Source organism: Ralstonia sp. 25mfcol4.1 (genome assembly GCF_900104095.1).
In the GTDB taxonomy this organism is placed as follows: Bacteria; Pseudomonadota; Gammaproteobacteria; order Burkholderiales; family Burkholderiaceae; genus Cupriavidus.
Window position 1 is genome coordinate 67,424 of sequence record NZ_FNJO01000012.1, and the last position, 17,784, is coordinate 85,207.

Below are 17,784 nucleotides of genomic sequence, written 5' to 3' on the forward strand. Positions count from 1 at the left end.
TCCGCGCGCACCGTGGAACGCCGTCTGATTTAACCCTTGATTAAGTGTGGATTTACAGACATTTACATCTCTCACATTCCTGGACTTGTGCCGCTGGCGCCATCTGCCTATTGTAGTGCGCCGGCCTTGCGGCGCTCCGGCGCTGTGCGTCAGCGCACGGCATGGCCAGAGCGTTTTCATACGCATGTTGAAACTTGTCGCGCCCCGACCGCCCTCCGGCGGCAGGCGTTACCATGCGACATGCCGTTGGCCAAACATTTACGGGTATCACCAGAAGGAGAAAGCATGAACCTCAAGCTCGTTACCGTCTCGATCGTCGCCGCTGCCGCTCTGGCAGGTTGTGCCACCGAACAGCAGACCCATACCGCGGTCGGCACCGGCGTTGGCGCGGCCGTGGGGGCTGGACTGGGCAACCTGATCGGCGGCAACACCACGGGCACGCTGGTCGGCGCCGCCGTGGGCGGTGCGCTGGGCGGCACCGCCGGTTACAACTGGAACGCTATCCGCGGCAAGCTGAACAAGGATACGGCCGGCACCGGCACGCAGATCACCGAGCAGCCGGACGGCTCGCTGAAGGTCAATATCCCCAGCCAGGTGACGTTCGATACGGACAGCGCCACGATCAAGCCGTCGTTCCGCGCAGTGCTCGACCAGGTTTCCCAGACGCTGAGCCAGCATCAGGACGTGACCGCCAATGTCGTGGGCCATACCGACAGCACCGGCAACCCGAGCTACAACATGCAGTTGTCGCAACGCCGCGCCCAGAGCGTGGCTTCGTACCTGGGTGACCATGGCGTGGGCCGCAACCGCCTGACGGCCGAAGGCCGGGGCCAGACCCAGCCCGTGGCAGACAACGCCACCGAGGCCGGACGTGCACAAAATCGTCGCGTCGAAATTTTCTTGAAACCAATTTCCGGGTGACCAGTCATAGAGTTCAGGTACCGCTTGCCACCGTTGCTGGCTCGCGATGGGTGGCTGACCTCCCGGGCGGTACCTGATTTCTCCTCCTTTTCCGTTGTGGAAAGCTGCGCCGGTACCTAACCGGCGCTTTTTTTTGCCCGTTTCCGTGCGGATCGTGCCATCGACCGTGCCATTTCAGCGAGATTGGGCGCCGATTGTGCCGCGTTCGACGCCATTCCGAGCAATCTGGCCGGGCAGTTGCTAAAATAGCCGGTTCCTTCGTCCGGCAGCCGCCGGGCGCGCATCGACACCCCACTGAACGGCTCTTTTCATGACCGCACGCCGCATTCTCGTTACCTCTGCCCTGCCGTACGCCAACGGCCAGATCCATATCGGCCACCTGGTGGAGTACATCCAGACCGACATCTGGGTGCGTTTCCAGCGCATGATGGGCAACGAGGTCTACTACGTCGGCGCCGACGATACCCATGGCACCCCGGTCATGCTGCGCGCGGAAAAGGAAGGCATCACGCCCAAGCAGCTGATCGACCGCGTCTGGACCGAGCACAAGCGCGACTTCGACAGCTTCCTGGTGTCGTTCGACAACTACTACAGCACCGATGCCGAGGAAAACCGCGAACTCTGCGAAAAGATCTACCTGTCGCTGAAGGGCCAGGACCTGATCGCCGAGCGCGATGTCGAGCAGTTCTTCGACCCGGTCAAGAACATGTTCCTGCCGGACCGCTTCATCAAGGGCGAGTGCCCGAAGTGCGGCGCCAAGGACCAGTACGGCGATTCGTGTGAAGTATGCGGCACCACATATGTGCCGACCGACCTGAAGAACCCGTACTCGGTGGTTTCGGGCGCCACGCCGGTGCGCAAGTCGTCCACGCACTTCTTCTTCAAGCTGTCCGACCCGCGCTGCGAGACGTTCCTGCGCGAATGGGTGGCCGACCTGGCCCAGCCCGAGGCCAGCAACAAGATGCAGGAATGGCTCGGCGCCGAAGGCGAGGCCTCGACGCTGTCCGACTGGGATATCTCGCGCGACGCCCCCTACTTCGGCTTCGAGATCCCGGGCGCGCCCGGCAAGTACTTCTATGTGTGGCTGGACGCCCCGATCGGCTATTACGCCAGCTTCAAGAACCTGGCAGCGAAGCGCGGCATCGACTTCGACGCCTGGGTGGGCCCCCATTCGACCGCCGAGCAGTACCACTTCATCGGCAAGGACATCCTGTACTTCCACACGCTGTTCTGGCCCGCGATGCTGAAGTTTTCGGGCTATCGCACCCCGACCAACGTGTTCGCGCACGGCTTCCTGACCGTGGACGGCGCCAAGATGAGCAAGTCGCGCGGCACGTTCATTACCGCGCAAAGCTACATCGACACCGGCATGAATCCGGAATGGCTGCGTTACTACTTTGCCGCCAAGCTCAACGCGAGCATGGAAGATCTGGACCTGAACCTGGACGACTTTGTCGCCCGCGTGAACAGCGACCTGATCGGCAAGTACGTGAACATCGCCAGCCGCGCGGCCGGTTTCCTGGTCAAGCGATTCGACGGCAAGGTGAATGAGGCCGCGCTGGCCAATCCGCTGCTGGAACAGCTCCGCCAGGCCGCGCCGCAGATTGCCGCCTATTACGAAGGCCGCGAGTACAGCAAGGCGCTGCGCCTGGTGATGGAGCTGACCGACGCCGTGAACGCGTTCGTCGACACCAACAAGCCGTGGGAACTGGCCAAGGACGAAAGCAAGCGCGATGCCCTGCACGCTGCGTGCTCGGTCTCGCTCGAAGCGTTCCGCCTGCTGACGGTCTACCTGAAGCCCGTGGTGCCGACCATGGCTGCCGGCGTGGAGTCGTTCCTGAACATCGAGCCGCTCGACTGGCGCGGCATCGACCGTCAACTGTCGGCGGAGCGTCCGATCCAGGCGTACCAGCATCTGATGACCCGCGTGGACACCAAGCAGATCGACGCGCTGCTGGCTGCCAACAAGGAATCGCTCCTGGCTTCGGGCGCTGCGCCCGCCGCCGATGCTGCCTCGCCGGCCTCGATCGAGCCGATTAACGAAACCATCACGATCGACGACTTCGCGAAGATCGACCTGCGCGTGGCGAAGATCGTCGAATGCCAGAAGGTGGAAGGTTCGAACAAGCTGCTGCAGCTGACGCTGGACCTGGGCGAAGGCAAGACGCGCAACGTGTTCTCGGGCATCCAGTCGGCCTACACGCCCGAGCAGCTGGTGGGCAAGCTGACCGTGGTGGTGGCCAACCTGGCCCCGCGCAAGATGAAGTTCGGCATGTCCGAAGGCATGGTGCTGGCCGCCTCGGCCGCCGACGAGAAGGCCAATCCGGGGCTGTATATCCTCGAACCGCATAGCGGGGCTGTGCCCGGCATGCGGATTCGTTAAAGCCCGCGACCGCTACCCCTCTCCCGCCGGGCGGGAGAGGCGTTGGGGGTGAGAGCGCAGCGGTTCAAATTGCGACAGGTCGGCAAGCAGCCGCGTTGCCCTCTCCCCCTGCCCCTCTCCCACTTCGCGAGAGAGGGGAACACCCCTCGACACCTCAGCTCGTCATTTACCCGCCCTGCCGTTTCGACGGATCGTCGCTGCGCGACGTGGTGGTTACCGTGCCATCGGTGTTGAAATGCACGTTGAAGAAGGCCCGGTCCGTCGGGCTTTCGAACCAGCGGTAGCCCCACACCTCTTCCTGCTTGAGGCGGAATGCCTCCACCTTGGTCGGCTTGCCCAGCATCCGGCGGATCTGGTCCTTGTTCATGCCGGGTCGTACTTTTGCGAAATTCTCGGCGGTCAGCACCTGTTCGATGGCACGCACGGTGCCGTCGGCGTTGGTCGTCACCATCCATGTGGTGGCGCCTTCGGGGCCGCGCGGGTATTCCAGGCGGCGGCCGCCGTCCGGTTCTTCCCAGACGATCTCGGGCTTGCCGGCCTGGCGCCGCACATCGTCCTCGGTGGACTTGCCGATCTCGATGCCCTTGAACAGCTGGCTATCGGGCTTCACGCTGTTCCAGGTATCGGTGGCCACCGATTTCGCCTTCTTCATGGCTTCGTCGACCTTCTGCTGGTCGCATCCGAACAGGGCAAGCAGGCTGGCAATCAGTCCCATGGCGGCAAGGCGTCGGCGAGACGCGTGGTGGAAGGGTGGCATCGCAAGCCTCGCAAGGATTGGCTTCATCGTTTGATGGCTTCGACGGGATCGCCGGCCGGCGCGCTGGCGCCTTCCGCGGTGGCGCCGGCCGCCGCATTCCGGCGCCGGCCCGAATCGCCGGCGAACAGCGTATCCCAATTGTTGAACCGGCGGTTGAACAGCACCGACAGGCCGTTGATCGATCCGCCCTTGGCAATCAGCGACCAGCGCCGCGAGAACGCCCAGGTCAGCTTCACCACGTTCGATGCCGATGTCAGGCTTTGCTCGTAGCCGACCGAAATCTGGTCGGACACCGCCTTGCCGATGCTGACCACCTGCTGGTCGTTCAGGCCGGCGGTGCTGGGGCCGATCGAGAATTCGTCGATGCCGAAATGCGACACCACGCTCTTGCCGGCCTTGCCGCCGATCATGCCCAGCGCCGCACCGCCGATGGCGCCGCCACTCAGCTGTCGCTGCTGGCTGGACCCCGCGCTCTCGGCGCCGTAGCCGAACATCAGCCACGACAGCTTGTCTTCGTCCGGCACGTTCGGCTCCGACACCAGCCGCACGCGCGGCAGCCGTACCGTGCCCGTGACTTCCACGCCCGCTTCCACCTCCTGGTTGCGGCGCAGGGCGCGGATGAACATGTTCGGGTTGTCCACCGGACCGTTGAAGTTGATCGTGCCCCGGTCGATATCGAGCTTGCGGCCGAAGGCCTCGTACGTGCCTTCCACCACGCGCACCGTGCCCGTGGCCCGCATCGGCGCCAGCGGCTCGCTCTTGATGCCAAGCTGGCCGGCCAGCAGGATGTCGGCGCCGGCGCCACGGAAGCGGAAGTTGTCGCCCAGGTCGATCGTCACGTCGATCAGCGGGCTGAAGCGGCTGGCCGGCTTGGATTCGGGGACCACTGGCGTGGCGGCGGTCTTCAGTTCGCGCTCGTCCTTGCGGCGCACCACCACCACGTCGTCGCCCAGCACCGGCGCGCTGGCCTTGGGCAGGTCGAACAGGCCGCGATCCACGCGGAACTTGCCACGGATGGCGATCAGCTTGTTTTCGTTGGCGATGCCGGCCTCGCCGGACACGATCAGCGTGCGCTCGGGGCTGGCAAACAGCTGGAGCTTGTCGGCAACGATGCGGCCGGTCAGGTTCGGATCGGTTTCGCCCAGCTTCACCGCGCCGGTGGCCGTCAGCGTGCCGTCGCCGCCCCGGAATCGCACCTGCTTCAATTCCACGGTGTTCTGGTCCAGCACCACGTGCACTTCGCCGTCGGTCAGCCGAATGCCCAGGTCGTAGAGCGTGATGCCGATCCCGTTGCCGTCGATGGCGCCGGTCAGCAGCGGATTGCCCACCGTGCCGGCCAGTTGTAGCGCCGCGGCCAGCTTGCCTTCGAGCGCGTACTGCGGGCCGCTGAGCGCCTCCAGCGATTTCAGGCGCGGGATGTCGGCCGTGACCGTGCCGCCGAGCGTCGATCCCGGCCCCACCGTCAGCAGGCCCTGTTCGCTGACCAGCCCCGCCGATGCATCGACGGTCACCTTGCCGATCCGTTGCGACGTGCTGCCGCCGCGCAGCGTCACGCGATTGCCGCTGAACTCGGCCCGCAGCGCCGTTTCGCCCAGGCCCAGGGTCGTCCAGCCACGGCCCGCATTGACCGACGCATCGCCGCCGCGGCGCCGGATCTCGGCAAACCCGGTGGCGGTTTCGGCAAGGCTCAGGTTCCAGCCGCCATCGAGCACGAGGTCGGAGCGCACCGGCAGCGATTCGCCGGTGAACGTCTCCACCAGCTTGATGATGTTCCCTACCTCCACGCCGTTGAAAGCGCCCTGCGTGCGGATGCGGCCGTGATCGAACTCGAAGCCTTCGATATTCATCGTCGCGCGCTCGAACTGCAGCCGCGTCTGGCCCAGCCGGATATGGCGGTCCGCCACCATCAGCTGGGTGGGCGAGACGAGCCGGACCTTGGCCGTGCCGCTCTCCTCCAACGTGCGGATCGTGCCGGCCCAGCCCTGGTCGCCGCGCCAGGCGCCCTGCCCCGACAGCGACAGCTGCAGCGGGCGCTCGTGCATCGTGCCGGCCGCCTTGGCGTCGAACGTGTGATCGGCCTGGGTGCCGCTCAGGTTGGCATCGAGCGTCCGGACCGTGGCCTGCGGACCGTGATAATCGCGCGCGGCCAGTTGCGCCGACAGCGTGCCGTTCAGCCCGCCGCGCAGTTCCACGTGGCCATTGGCGCTGGCCACCTTGTGCGGCCCCACCACCAGCGATTGTGCGCTGTAGTCGCCCACCACCTCGGGCTTCTTCAGCGTGCCCGTGACCACCGCGTCCACCTTCGCGCGGCCGCCGACGCCGAACTTCAGGCGATCGAGCTGCGGGGCGTCGATGTTGACCTTGAGGCTATCCCCGCGTGCGCCGAAACTGCCGTTCAGGTTCACCTGGTTGCCGGCCATCAGCAGCGATGCCTGGCTGGGCAGCAGGCGCTCGCCCTCCAGCCGCACCTTGCCGTTGCCGGTCATCGGCAGCCCCGCGTATTCGCTCTCGCCCAGCGCGAAGTCGAGCGCCACACGTAGCACTTTCTCCAGCGATCCCTTCGTTGAAAATTCGGCGTTGATCCGGCCCGGCGCCACCTTGGCCAGCCGTGCCGGATCAAAATTGGCGAGCTTGCCCTTGAAGTCGAACGGTTGCTCGTCCTTCAGCCCGAGCTTGCCGTCGGCGGTGAGCGTGCCGCTGCCCAGGCCTGCCCGCAGCGCCTTCAGCGTGATCGCGTCTTCGTCGATCCGGGCATCGGCAAACAGCTTGATCTCGCCGCCGGCCACATCCAGCGCCACGCTCTGGCGGCCCGGTTCGAGCCGCAGGATCACCGGGCCGGACAGGTTCGTGGCCACCATGCCCGTATGCAGCGCGGCGGCGTCGAGATGCCGGACATCGAGATCGAAGCCGCCCCGCCCTTCGCGCAGGGTGCCCTGGCCGACGATCTCGGCGCGCCCCGGCAGCTGGATCCGCAGGTCGCGCAGCGTCTGCGTCAATTCGCTCAGCTCCACGCGCGCCTGCACGGCATGCACGGGCAGGCGTTCCTTGTCGATCGGGCCCGGCTCCAGGTTGCGCACGGTGACTTCGCCGGCCACGGCCAGCGGGTTCTTAGTGGGGGCCACCGGTGTGGGAACGGGCGCCGATGCCGACGCGGCCGATGCGGCGGCCACGGCGCTGGCGGTCGATTCACCGGGCTTCGGTTTGGCCACCTCGGGCGGCGGCGGCACCGATTCCACCGGGCGCAGATCCGCATGGACGGTCAGGTTGGCCTGGGGCGCGGTGGGGCTGAACAGGCGCGGGTTGATGCGCTCGCCATCGATAATCAGGTGCGTGAACGGCACCTTGCCGAACGGCGTCACATCGGCATTGCCGCGCGCCCGGATACGGTCGCCGTTGGCTTCCAGTTCGGCACGCAGTTGCTCCAGCGATCCGCCGGCCGTGGCGGACACCGCATAGGTTTCCTCTTTCCAGCGGCCCTCCAGCAGCGCCTCGGCCGTCAGCGGGAACGGCGTCCTGCCGCCGATCTGCGCATTGGCCTGCAGCTTGCCGTACGGCGTGACGAGCTTGTCCACGACCAAGCGATGGCGCTGGCCGTCGCTATGCAGCGCGCCGGACAGGTCCGACAGCACCAGCGGAGTCGACGTGGCGGCCGGCCCCTGCAGCAGCGACAGCTCGCGGACGGTCAGCGTATCCACGTCGACCGCCAGCGGCAGTTCCAGCGACTGCGGCATCTTCGCCGGCTCGGTGCTCGGCGGGGAAGCCGGCAGGCGCGCGTCGATCTTGCCCAGCTTCAGCCATGCCACATGCAGCTGCGCGGGCGACCACGACACCTCCCACTTTGCGTCGATCCGGTCGATGGTGACGCGCGTATCGCCACTGGCGAATACCACATCGTGCAGTCGCAGCCCGCTGGTCACGGTGCCGCCATCGAACTGGCCGGCGAGTATCCCGGCCGACAGCCGGGTGGCCACGTTCCACAGATGGCGGGTGCCGGTCTCGGTGCGCAGCGCCGTCACGGCCGTGGCGACCAGCGCAATCAGCAGCACCAGCAGGATACCCAGCAGCCAGGCCAGCACCTTCCACACGCGGCGGCGGGGGCGGCGGGGCTCGGGCGGCGTGTCCGGCATGTTCATCAGAACGCCACCCCCAGCGAGATATGCGGCCGGAACTGCTTCTGCTGGATGCCGTAGCCGATATCGAGCTGCACCGGCCCCACCGGGCTGCGCCAGCGCGCGCCCACGCCCACGCCGTGGTAGATCTTGATGCCGCTCAGGTTGTTGGTGGCGGTGCCCATGTCCCAGAACACGGCGGCGCCCCATTCGGGCTTGAACCAGTACTGGTATTCCAGGCTGCCCGTGCCCAGGTAGCGCGCCGGCAGCACGCTCTGGCCGGACGGCGTGCCGATCGACTGGTAACTGTAGCCCCGGATCGAATCGGTGCCGCCCGCACGGAACCGCAGCGTGGCCGGAATCAGCGACGGATCGTTCGACGTCATGTCGGCACCCAGTTCCAGCCGCGCCAGGAACAGGTCGCGGTTGCCCACCGGCACGTACTGGCGGATCCGGCCGTACACGCGAAGAAAGGTGGCGTCGCTGAGCACGCCCTTGGCGGCCACGCCGATCTGGGTGTTGATCACGTTGCCGCGGCGCGGGAAGACCGGGTTATCCACGTCGCGGCGCGTCCACGCGAATGCCGGCACCAGCGCCTTCGAGTACTGCGAGGGTTCGCCGTATGGCGTCAGCACGTCGTAGTAGAAGTCGAGCGACACGGTGGTGTCGTACTTTTCGCGCGACCGCGAACGCTTCAGGCCGGCGCGCCAGCTCTTGGTGTCGGTGCTCTCGACATCGATCAGGCGTTCGTAGCTCGTATAGATGCTGTTGCGGTAGGTGTGCGGGTCCGGCGGCATCGCCATTTCCACAAACCCGTACTGGCGCTTCTGTTCGATCCGGGCCTGCGAGTCGAGCACCCAGGCGCGGTTGAACAGGTTGTAGTACGAATAGCGGCCTTCCACCTGGGCGCCGGTGTCGGTGGTGAAACCGACGCCGGAACTGAGCCGGTGCGTCGGATATTCGCGCACCTTCACCTTGACCGGCGCCGTCACCGTCTGCCGCTGCGCCGCGGCCTCCGCCGACGTGGCGGCGGGCGGCTCCTGCAGTTCGACCTGCACGTTCGAGAAATAGGGCTGGTTCTGGACCGCCCGCTGGAATTCCAGCAGCCGCTCCACCCGGTAGGGCTCGCCCTCGTTCAGCGGATTCACGTTGCGGATGATCTGGGCCGGATAGCGGCGCGTGCCTTCGATCTCAAGCGGCCCGAGCACATAGGCCGGGCCGCTCTCGTATTTGGCCCGCAGGTCGGCGGCCTGCTCGTCGGGTTCGATGCGCGCCTGCGACGACGCCAGCCTGGCGCCGTAGTAGCTCTTGCTCTGCAGTTGCACCAGCGCGTCTTCCTTGGCCTTGTCCCAGTCGGCCTGCCGGAACGGCTGGCCCACGGGCAGCCCCCATTTCGCGCGCATCTGCTCCACCTGCTCGGGCGACAGGGTGGCGGCGGGGCCACTTACCTCGACATCGGCGCGCCGGATCACGGTGCGTGCGCCGGGATCCACGCTGATATGGACCACGCGATGGTCGCCCTGGCCTTCCACCGTGGCCTTGGTGACCGGGTCGAACCAGCCTTCGGTGGAAGCAAACTGGCGCACCTGGTCGCCCACGGTTTCCACCATGTACTGGAACTGGTCGTCGGAAATATCGGTGCGGGTGGTGTAGCGCGACAGGTCGAGGTGTTCTTCGAGAATGTCCTTCAGCGCCTTGGGCGCGTCGATCTCGACCTTGTACTGGGCCTTGGCGGCGTGGGCGGGCAGCCAGGGGGCCGCCAGCAGCATCAGGGCGATGGCCAGGGTGGCGGCATGGGTTGCGGCATGGGTGGCAACCACACGCGAGAGCCGGCGGGCACCGCCAAAGGTGCCTGGCGCCTTGGCTGGGGCGGGCTGTGCGGCCAAGCGGCCCAAAGCAATCGTCATCCGTCCTGGTGGCTCCCGAATCAAGTCGCTATTTGACCACACCACCGGCGCCGCAAGGCCATCCCGACGCCAAAATTCGGGTTTCAGGGGTCCGCACCGGCAGCCGGGCTTGCCGATACGGTAAAATCCTGCCCCGTCATCCCCAACGCCGCCCAGTGGGCACAGGTTTCATCATGGCCATGTACGAATCGGATATCACCCAGTTCCTGAAGACGCTCAAGCAGGAGCGCCCGTCGCTGGAAGCGGAGCAGCGCGAAGGCCGCGGCCTGCTGTGGGACAAGGCCCCGATCGACCTCGACGAACGCGCCCAGGCCAACGCCTCGCGCGTGGCGCAGAAGCCCTACGTCTACTCGTCTGACAACTGAACGGCCCTCCGGCCACGCCGACGACCATCCCGATGCATCCGAGCGATCCGCTGGACCCCGGCGCGCAGGAAAAACTGACGCTGCCCGTGGAGCTGCCCAGCGTGGCGCAGCCGGTCGGCGCCAGCGCCAATCCGGCCGACATGGTCGACGGGATGGCATTCGCCCGCCTCTACGGCGAGCCGCTGTTCAAGCTGCCCCAGGATCTGTACATCCCGCCCGATGCGCTGGAAGTCTTCCTGGAGGCCTTCGAAGGCCCGCTTGACCTGCTGCTGTACCTGATCCGCAAGCAGAACTTCAACGTCCTGGACATCCCGATGGCCCAGGTGACGCGTCAGTATCTTTCGTACGTCGATCAGATCCGCCAGACCAATCTGGAACTGGCGGCCGAGTACCTGCTGATGGCGGCGATGCTTATCGAGATCAAGTCGCGCATGTTGCTGCCGGTCAAGAAGGCCGACAGCGACGAGGAAGCCGAGGACCCGCGTGCCGAACTGGTGCGCCGCCTGCTCGAATACGAGCAGATGAAGCTGGCCGCCCAGCGCCTGGACACCGTGCCGCAGCTGGGCCGCGATTTCCTGCGCTCGCAGGTCTACATCGAACAGAGCCTGGTGCAGCGTTTTCCCGATGTGGAAACGGTGGACCTGCAGTCGGCCTGGGCCGACGTGCTCAAGCGCGCCAAGCTGAACCAGCACCACAAGATCTCGCGCGAGGAACTGTCCGTGCGCGAGCATATGAGCCAGATCCTGCGCCGCCTGCAGCACGCCCGCTTCATGGAATTCAGCGAGCTGTTCGAGGACGCGATCCGCTCCGGCAAGGGCGTGCCCGTGGTGGTGGTCAACTTCATCGCCATGCTGGAGCTGTCGCGCGAGGCGCTGGTCGAGATCACGCAGGCCGAGCCATTCGCACCCATTTATGTGCGATTGGCGTACACGCCCGCCTGATCCTTCCACCCAGCGGAACAATTCCCCGCCAGGGCCGGGCCCGAACCGGCGCGGATGCTCTACAATCCGCCGACAGCCGGCCAATGCGTACCCAGAGAGCCGGCACGCCAGCTGCCACGCAGCGGCACGCTCCAACCACGACGGCACACCACATTCATGAAAGTCATTCCTTCCATCCAGGAATTGCGGGACCAGTTGCGCGGCCAGAACCGCGTGGCGTTCGTGCCTACCATGGGCAACCTGCATGAAGGCCACCTGTCGCTGATGCGCCTGGCACGCCAGCATGGCGACCCCGTGGTGGCGTCGATCTTCGTCAACCGCCTGCAGTTCGGCCCGAACGAGGATTTCGACAAGTACCCCCGCACGCTACAGGACGACGTGGAAAAGCTGCAGAGCGAAGGGGTGTACGTGCTGTTCGCGCCGACCGAATCGGACATGTATCCGGTGCCACAGGAATACCGCGTGGAACCGCCGCATGACCTGGGTGACATCCTCGAAGGCGAGTTCCGCCCCGGGTTCTTCAAGGGTGTCTGCACCGTGGTGATGAAGCTGTTCTGCTGCGTGCAGCCGCGCGTGGCCGTGTTCGGCAAGAAGGACTACCAGCAGCTGATGATCGTGCGGCGCATGGCGCAGCAGTTCGCGCTGCCCGTGGACATCATCCCGGCCGAGACCGTGCGGGACGAAGACGGCCTGGCGCTGTCGTCGCGCAACCGGTATCTCGGCGAAGCCGAGCGCAAGGAAGCGCCGGTCCTGTACAAGACACTGCACGAGGTGCGCGACACCGTGCTGGGCAATGGCACCGTTGACCTGCTGGCCGTGGAGGCCGACGCGCTGGGCCGGCTGCAGGCACGCGGCTGGAAGCCCGACTATGTGTCGATCCGCAAGCGCAGCAACCTGCAGGCCCCGACGCGCGAGGAATTCGCCGCCGGCGAACCGCTGGTGGTGCTGACCGCCGCCAAGCTCGGCAATACGCGCCTGATCGACAACCTCGAAATCTAAAGATTCTCCGAGTCTTGACTTCTCTCTCCCTCAGCGCGGGAGAGGGAAGAACACCCCCGCCCCGCTTCAGGCCCGCTTCAGCCGCGCCTTTTCACGTTCCAGATGGCGCTTGTGGCCGCTGCGGCGTTTCCACCAGATCAGCACGCCGGTCACGGCGAACGCCAGCGGCATCAGCCCGAATGCGGTGATGAACGCGCGGCCGTAGGTGCCGAACGCCTCGCCGGTATGCAGCGGGAACAGCCACAAGATCAACGCGTCGCCGGACCGGGCATCGCGGGGATCGCGCGCGCCGAGCGGCCGGCCGGTGTAGGCATCGAGCCAGAGCCGCGTGGCGCCGCTGTCTTCCTGCAGTTCGCCCTCCTGGCGCAGCCGCACCTCGTACGCATCGCCGGGCTTGCGCGGCAGGCTGATGCGCGTGACCTGCGCCCCCGGGAACTGCTGTTGCGCCGCCGTCATGGCCTGGGCCGGGGTGATGGCGTGCGCGCCGGCGGGTGGCGTATCGGACTGGTGCTTCACCTGCGGGCTCACGGTCATGACCGTGCTGATGATCGGCGTGACCCACTTCGGCAGGTTCAGATACCAGCCCGAGAACGCAATGGTGGCCAGCACGGGCGCCGCAAAGAAGCCTCCCGCACGATGGAAGGTATAGAAGAAGCGCGACCACGAACCGCCGTGCGCGATCCGCACAGACTGCTTCAGCGCGCGCAGCTTCATCCTGGGCCACCACAGCACCACGCCCATCAGCACCGTGAAGAACAGCACCATCCCGGTCACGCCGATGATGGTCTTGCCTGTGTCGCCAGACAGCAGGTAGCGATGCAGATGGAACAGCGTCGGCATGATCTGCTGACGCGACAGTCCCGGCACGCCAAACAGGCGCTCGCCCTTCACGGCCAGGGTGATGGGGTCGATCATGACCTGCCGCGAGCGGCCCGGCATCGCCTCCGGCCCCTTGATCGGGTAGTAGGCGATGAACACGTCGTGTTCGTCGATCGGCAGCATCAGCAGGTTGGGCTTGCCATACTTCGGATCCGCCATCAGCCTGGCCGTGACCGATTCCACCGTGGCCGCGCCCACCGGGATGCGCGTGGCCGATACCCCCTGCAGCAGGTCTGGATTAAGCCACTTGTCGATGTCGTCGCGCCACGAAATCAGCGTGCCGGTCAGGCCCATCATGACGAACAGCAGGCCGAAGACCAGCCCGATATAAAGGTGCAGCTTGACGAGAACGGTACGCAGACGACCGGAGACCATGGGAGTCTTTCTTATGAAATGCGGCGTTTGATGCACACATGAGGCGGCTTTCGCCATGCATCTGTGCGGCACCGCCCAAATGCAAATGCGAAGAATTCGCGATTCTAGCAGCGAGCCGCTAAGATCGTGGACGCGCCATCCATTGCGCCCATCCCGTGCCGCCCCGCCCTGCCATGCCCTTGATCGAACTGGTTCCCGCCACCCCGGCCGACGCCGATCTGCTAGCCGCCATGCACGCCGAAAGCTGGCGCGATGCCTATGGCGGCCTGATTCCCGCCGATTACCTGGAAAGCTATGCGCCGGCCGAACGGCTGGCCACCTGGCGCGCACGGATGCTTGAAGGCGCCGAAGCCCCGCTGGAAGCCACCCTCCTGCGCGTGAACGGGCAGCCAGCCGGATTCTCGTGCCTGATGCCGCTGGCCGAGCCCGGCTATGGGATCTATCTGGACAACCTCCACGTGATGAAAGCGTTTCACGGACGAGGCTATGGCAGGACGCTGATGGCCCACTGCGCGGCGCGTGTGGCCAGCCAGTGGCCGGGCAAGCCGTTGTTTCTTTATGTACTCGACGGCAACACGCAGGCGCGCGCGTTCTACCGGCGGCTGGGCGGCGTGGAATCGGACGCCTTCAACGATCCGTTCCCGGGCACCGACCTCATGGTGGCCATCCGCCGCGTCAGCTGGGACGACGTGGACGCGCTGGTCAGCCGGCTGGCGCCGGGTCCGTAGCCCCTGCCAGCGGCGCGAACATCGCCCGCAGGTCGAGATGCGCGGCCATGCTGTCGGCCAGCCGGTCGATCGACGCTTCGCGCAGCGCATCCAGTTGAATGCCCTCGGCCCGCGCCAGACCCGCCCAGCGCAGCAGCGCGCCACAGGCGTCCGGATGGTCGAACAGGCCGTGTACATACGTGGCCATCACCTGGTTGTCATCCGATACGGCGCCATCAGGCCTGGGATTGCCGCCCGCGTAAGCCGCATCACCCGCATCATCCGGACCGTCTGCCACGTCCAGCCACAGCGCCGGGCGCGCCAGTGCCGGGCCGTGGGTGATGCCCAGATGGATCTCGTACCCCTCCACCGCCCCGCCGCCAGTTTCCGCATCGAGCCGGCCGGCTACGCGCCGCAACTGCTTCTCGGGCGCCAGCGTGGTTTCGAAGTCGAGCAGGCCCAGCCCATCGCTGGTGCCGGCGGGCCCTTCGCGGCCGTCGGGGTCGTGGATCAGCCGCCCCAGCATCTGCATGCCGCCGCAGATACCCATCAGCTTGCCCCCGTAGCGCAGGTGCCGCAGCAGCGCCGGCTGCCAGCCGTTGGCGCGCAGGAAGGCCAGGTCGGCGCGCACGCTCTTGCTGCCCGGCAGGATCACCAGGTCCGCCGGCGGAATCGGCATGCCAGGGCCGATGAACTGCAGGTCGACGTTCGGGTGCGCCCGTAGCGCGTCGAAATCGGTATGGTTCGAGATGCGCGGCAGCACCGGCACGATCACGCGCAGCACGTCGCCGTCGCGGCTGGCCACCTGCGCGCTGGCGATGGCGTCCTCCGCATCGAGATGCAGGCCGTGCAGGTAGGGCAGCACGCCGAACACCGGTTTGCCGGTGCGGGCCACGAGCCAGTCCAGGCCCGGCTGCAGCAGCCCGATATCGCCGCGAAAACGGTTGATGATGAAGCCCTTGACGCGCGCCCGCTCGGACTCGGACAGGCAGTCGAGCGTGCCGACCAGATGGGCGAACACGCCGCCACGGTCGATGTCGGCCACCAGCACGACCGGGCAGTCGACACGCTCGGCAAAGCCCATGTTGGCGATGTCGCGGTCACGCAGATTCACTTCGGCGGGGCTGCCCGCGCCTTCCACCAGCACCACGCCGTACGCCTGTTTCAGCCGCTCGTGGCTTTCCAGCACGGCGGCCATCGCCTGCAGCTTGTAGGCGTGATAGGCCTTGGCGTCGAGATCCATGCGCGCCCGGCCGTGGATGATGACCTGCGCGCCGATGTCGCTGCTGGGCTTGAGCAGCACCGGATTCATGTCGGTGTGGGGCGCCAGCCCCGCCGCCTGGGCCTGCAGCGCCTGGGCGCGTCCGATTTCGCCGCCATCGACGGTGACCGCGCTGTTCAGCGCCATGTTCTGTGGCTTGAACGGGGCCACGGCCACCCCGGCGCGCGCCAGGATGCGGCACAGGCCGGCCACGACGGTACTTTTGCCCGCGTCGGACGTGGTGCCCTGAACCATCAGGGTGCCGCGCAGGGCACGCGGCGCAAACGGAAAGGAGTTGGCAGAAGGATCGTTTCGCATCGCGCGATTATGGCAGCAGCGGCCGGCCGCCCGCACGGCGCCCTTCGCCAGAAACTCTGCAAGATCCATGCATGCGGCCGGGGGATGCGACGGCTACAATACGCCGGATGAAGACCCAAGCCCCGCCCCAGGCGCTCAATCTCTCGGCCACTTCCGAGCCGGCTTCGGCAGGCGCGGCCACGGACGCCGAGCCGGCGACCGAAGCAGCACCGCGGCCGCAGGCCGGTACCGCCGCGCCGCGCGAACTGACGCTGGTGCTGGGCGGCGCCCGCTCGGGCAAGAGCCATTTCGCCGAGCAGCTCGCCGCCGATCATGCGGCCCTGACGCGTGGCCCGGTCACCTACATCGCCACGGCCCGGCACGACGTCGAAGCGGCCGATCAGGAAATGGAAGTCCGCATCGCGCTGCATCGCGCGCGCCGGCCGGCCGACTGGACGCTGGTGGAAGAGCCGGTGCATCTGGCCGACGCGCTCTACGCGCATGCGCGCCACGACGGCTGCATCCTCGTCGATTGCGTGACGCTGTGGCTCAACAATCTGCTCTTTGGCGAGAACCGCGAGTATCCCGAGCACGGCGTCATCACGCCGCCGCCGGCCTTTACCGAGGAAATCGACGCGCTGATGACGGCGCTGCCGATGCTGCCCGGCCATGTGATCCTGGTGTCGAATGAAATCGGCTTCGGCGTGGTGCCGATGGGCGCCATCACGCGTTTCTACGTCGACGAACTTGGCCGCCTGAACCAGAAGCTGGCAGCCGCCGCCGATCGCGTGCGGCTGCTGGTCGCCGGCATCCCGGTATCGATCAAGGACCCTGCTCCGTCCCAGGCTCGCGGCAGCCACACACGATGATCATGATGTCCTGGGCTGCCTGCGTGGCGGCCGCACTTGCCGGCGTGCTGCTGGACCGCTGGCTTGGCGAGCCGCGCCGCTGGCATCCGCTGGTCGGGTTTGGCCGTCTCGCGTCGGCCGTCGCCCACCGTCTCAATCGTCCCGAACGCAGCGCCGCGCGCCAGCGCCTGGCCGGGCTGCTCGCGTGGGCGCTGGTGGTGCTGGGGCCTGCCGCGCTGGCCGCGTGGCTGGTCTCGCTGGCAGCCGATGTCCATCCGATGCTGGCCTGGGCGCTGCACGCCGTCGCGCTCTACTTCGCACTGGGTGCCTGCAGCCTGACGCAGCACATCGCCCCCATTGCCGATGCACTGACCCGCAACGACCTGCCCGCCGCGCGCACGCTGACGGCGCGCATCGTGTCGCGCGACACGGCCGATGCCGATGCCGAAGCCCTGGCGCGGGCCGCCTGCGAATCGGCGCTGGAAAACGGCAACGATGCCGTCTTCGGCGCGCTGTTCTGGTTCCTCGTCGGCGGCGCGCCCGCCGTGATCGTCTTCCGGCTGGCCAATACGCTCGACGCCATGTGGGGCTATCGCACGCCGCGCTGGGAAATGTTCGGCTGGGCCGCTGCCCGCATCGACGATGGCTTGAACCTGGTGCCGGCGCGGCTGACCGCGCTGTCGTACGCGCTGCTGGGCGCCACCGCGCAGGCGATGCGCTGCTGGCGCACGCAGGCTCCGGCCTGGTCGAGCCCGAACGCCGGCCCCGTGATGGCGGCCGGTGCCGGCGCGGTGGGCGTGGCGCTGGGCGGCGGCGCGCGCTACCACGGCGAGTGGGAAGAACGCCCGCCGCTGGGCATCGGCGACGCGCCGCGCGCTGCGCACGTCCACGCCTGCCTGCGGCTCGTGCAGCGCACGCTGTGGCTGTGGCTCGGCGTGGCGATGCTGAGCGTGCCGCTGGTGACGGTCCTGGTTTCGAAATGGGGGGCGGCGTGAGCGGTGTGAGCGGTGTGAGCGGTGTGAGCGGTGTGAGCGG

The 17,784-nt window shown here is 67.0% G+C and carries 13 protein-coding genes; 8 read left to right on the top strand and 5 right to left on the bottom strand.

What is annotated here, in order from left to right; all coding sequences use genetic code 11:
• The first annotated feature begins 285 nt into the window (after positions 1 to 285).
• Together BLQ58_RS20445 and metG are read left to right on the top strand one after the other, a co-directional pair.
• Positions 286 to 921: a YiaD family glycine zipper/OmpA-like lipoprotein gene (locus tag BLQ58_RS20445; RefSeq protein ID WP_092601609.1), complete on the top strand. Its 636-nt coding sequence runs from the start codon at positions 286 to 288 to the stop codon at positions 919 to 921.
• Positions 922 to 1,231: 310 nt separating this feature from the next.
• The gene (gene metG, locus BLQ58_RS20450; RefSeq protein ID WP_092601611.1) at positions 1,232 to 3,304 is read left to right on the top strand and encodes a methionine--tRNA ligase; all 2,073 of its coding nucleotides are present in this window, start codon (positions 1,232 to 1,234) and stop codon (positions 3,302 to 3,304) included.
• Between the two features lie 166 nt (positions 3,305 to 3,470).
• Here the strand turns inward: metG and bamE are convergent, their stop codons facing one another.
• The 3 genes from bamE to BLQ58_RS20465 form a co-directional block, all read right to left on the bottom strand.
• The gene (gene bamE / locus BLQ58_RS20455; protein WP_092601613.1) at positions 3,471 to 4,019 is read right to left on the bottom strand and encodes an outer membrane protein assembly factor BamE domain-containing protein; all 549 of its coding nucleotides are present in this window, start codon (positions 4,017 to 4,019) and stop codon (positions 3,471 to 3,473) included.
• Between the two features lie 65 nt (positions 4,020 to 4,084).
• Positions 4,085 to 8,194 carry a translocation/assembly module TamB domain-containing protein gene (locus tag BLQ58_RS20460; RefSeq protein ID WP_092601615.1) on the bottom strand — a complete coding sequence of 1,370 codons (4,110 nt, stop codon included), beginning with the start codon at positions 8,192 to 8,194 and terminating at the stop codon, positions 4,085 to 4,087.
• Positions 8,194 to 10,077, bottom strand: a complete 1,884-nt coding sequence (locus tag BLQ58_RS20465) for an autotransporter assembly complex protein TamA (RefSeq protein ID WP_092601617.1) — start codon at positions 10,075 to 10,077, stop codon at positions 8,194 to 8,196. The genes BLQ58_RS20460 and BLQ58_RS20465 overlap by 1 nt, the downstream gene beginning before the upstream one ends.
• Positions 10,078 to 10,250: 173 nt before the next feature.
• On the opposite strand from BLQ58_RS20465, the gene BLQ58_RS20470 reads away from it, so the two are divergent.
• The 3 genes from BLQ58_RS20470 (at position 10,251) to panC (ending at position 12,382) form a co-directional block, all read left to right on the top strand.
• Entirely contained in the window at positions 10,251 to 10,442 is a 192-nt protein-coding gene (locus tag BLQ58_RS20470; protein ID WP_092601619.1) for a DUF3460 family protein, read from the top strand.
• Between the two features lie 32 nt (positions 10,443 to 10,474).
• On the top strand, positions 10,475 to 11,383 hold the full coding sequence (locus BLQ58_RS20475; RefSeq protein ID WP_066731933.1) for a segregation and condensation protein A: 909 nt from the start codon (positions 10,475 to 10,477) through the stop codon (positions 11,381 to 11,383).
• Between the two features lie 156 nt (positions 11,384 to 11,539).
• Positions 11,540 to 12,382, top strand: coding sequence for a pantoate--beta-alanine ligase (gene panC, locus BLQ58_RS20480; RefSeq protein WP_092601621.1), 843 nt, complete (start codon positions 11,540 to 11,542; stop codon positions 12,380 to 12,382).
• A 66-nt stretch (positions 12,383 to 12,448) separates the two neighbouring features.
• Here the strand turns inward: panC and BLQ58_RS20485 are convergent, their stop codons facing one another.
• A complete protein-coding gene (locus BLQ58_RS20485) occupies positions 12,449 to 13,636 on the bottom strand; it encodes a PepSY-associated TM helix domain-containing protein (protein WP_092601622.1) in 1,188 nt (395 codons plus the stop codon).
• Positions 13,637 to 13,809: 173 nt separating this feature from the next.
• On the opposite strand from BLQ58_RS20485, the gene BLQ58_RS20490 reads away from it, so the two are divergent.
• Positions 13,810 to 14,364 carry a GNAT family N-acetyltransferase gene (locus BLQ58_RS20490; protein WP_092601623.1) on the top strand — a complete coding sequence of 185 codons (555 nt, stop codon included), beginning with the start codon at positions 13,810 to 13,812 and terminating at the stop codon, positions 14,362 to 14,364.
• On the opposite strand, the gene BLQ58_RS20495 is transcribed toward BLQ58_RS20490, so the two are convergent.
• Positions 14,339 to 15,922: a cobyric acid synthase gene (locus tag BLQ58_RS20495; RefSeq protein ID WP_092601789.1), complete on the bottom strand. Its 1,584-nt coding sequence runs from the start codon at positions 15,920 to 15,922 to the stop codon at positions 14,339 to 14,341. The two genes, BLQ58_RS20490 and BLQ58_RS20495, sit on opposite strands and share 26 nt — an antisense overlap.
• Before the next feature lie 107 nt (positions 15,923 to 16,029).
• On the opposite strand from BLQ58_RS20495, the gene cobU reads away from it, so the two are divergent.
• Positions 16,030 to 16,770 carry a bifunctional adenosylcobinamide kinase/adenosylcobinamide-phosphate guanylyltransferase gene (cobU, locus tag BLQ58_RS20500; protein ID WP_092601625.1) on the top strand — a complete coding sequence of 247 codons (741 nt, stop codon included), beginning with the start codon at positions 16,030 to 16,032 and terminating at the stop codon, positions 16,768 to 16,770.
• A complete protein-coding gene (gene cbiB, locus BLQ58_RS20505; RefSeq protein WP_092601627.1) occupies positions 16,767 to 17,744 on the top strand; it encodes an adenosylcobinamide-phosphate synthase CbiB in 978 nt (325 codons plus the stop codon). The genes cobU and cbiB overlap by 4 nt, the downstream gene beginning before the upstream one ends.
• Positions 17,745 to 17,784: the final 40 nt, after the last annotated feature.

Coding starts and splice junctions, on each gene's coding strand:
- BLQ58_RS20460 (WP_092601615.1), bottom strand. CDS start 8,194: ATGAACATGCCGGACACGCCGCCCGAGCCCCGCCGCCCCCGCCGCCGC.
- metG (WP_092601611.1), top strand. CDS start 1,232: ATGACCGCACGCCGCATTCTCGTTACCTCTGCCCTGCCGTACGCCAAC.
- panC (WP_092601621.1), top strand. CDS start 11,540: ATGAAAGTCATTCCTTCCATCCAGGAATTGCGGGACCAGTTGCGCGGC.
- BLQ58_RS20445 (WP_092601609.1), top strand. CDS start 286: ATGAACCTCAAGCTCGTTACCGTCTCGATCGTCGCCGCTGCCGCTCTG.
- bamE (WP_092601613.1), bottom strand. CDS start 4,019: ATGGGACTGATTGCCAGCCTGCTTGCCCTGTTCGGATGCGACCAGCAG.
- BLQ58_RS20495 (WP_092601789.1), bottom strand. CDS start 15,922: ATGCGAAACGATCCTTCTGCCAACTCCTTTCCGTTTGCGCCGCGTGCC.
- cobU (WP_092601625.1), top strand. CDS start 16,030: ATGAAGACCCAAGCCCCGCCCCAGGCGCTCAATCTCTCGGCCACTTCC.
- BLQ58_RS20490 (WP_092601623.1), top strand. CDS start 13,810: ATGCCCTTGATCGAACTGGTTCCCGCCACCCCGGCCGACGCCGATCTG.
- BLQ58_RS20465 (WP_092601617.1), bottom strand. CDS start 10,077: ATGACGATTGCTTTGGGCCGCTTGGCCGCACAGCCCGCCCCAGCCAAG.
- BLQ58_RS20475 (WP_066731933.1), top strand. CDS start 10,475: ATGCATCCGAGCGATCCGCTGGACCCCGGCGCGCAGGAAAAACTGACG.
- BLQ58_RS20485 (WP_092601622.1), bottom strand. CDS start 13,636: ATGGTCTCCGGTCGTCTGCGTACCGTTCTCGTCAAGCTGCACCTTTAT.
- cbiB (WP_092601627.1), top strand. CDS start 16,767: ATGATCATGATGTCCTGGGCTGCCTGCGTGGCGGCCGCACTTGCCGGC.
- BLQ58_RS20470 (WP_092601619.1), top strand. CDS start 10,251: ATGGCCATGTACGAATCGGATATCACCCAGTTCCTGAAGACGCTCAAG.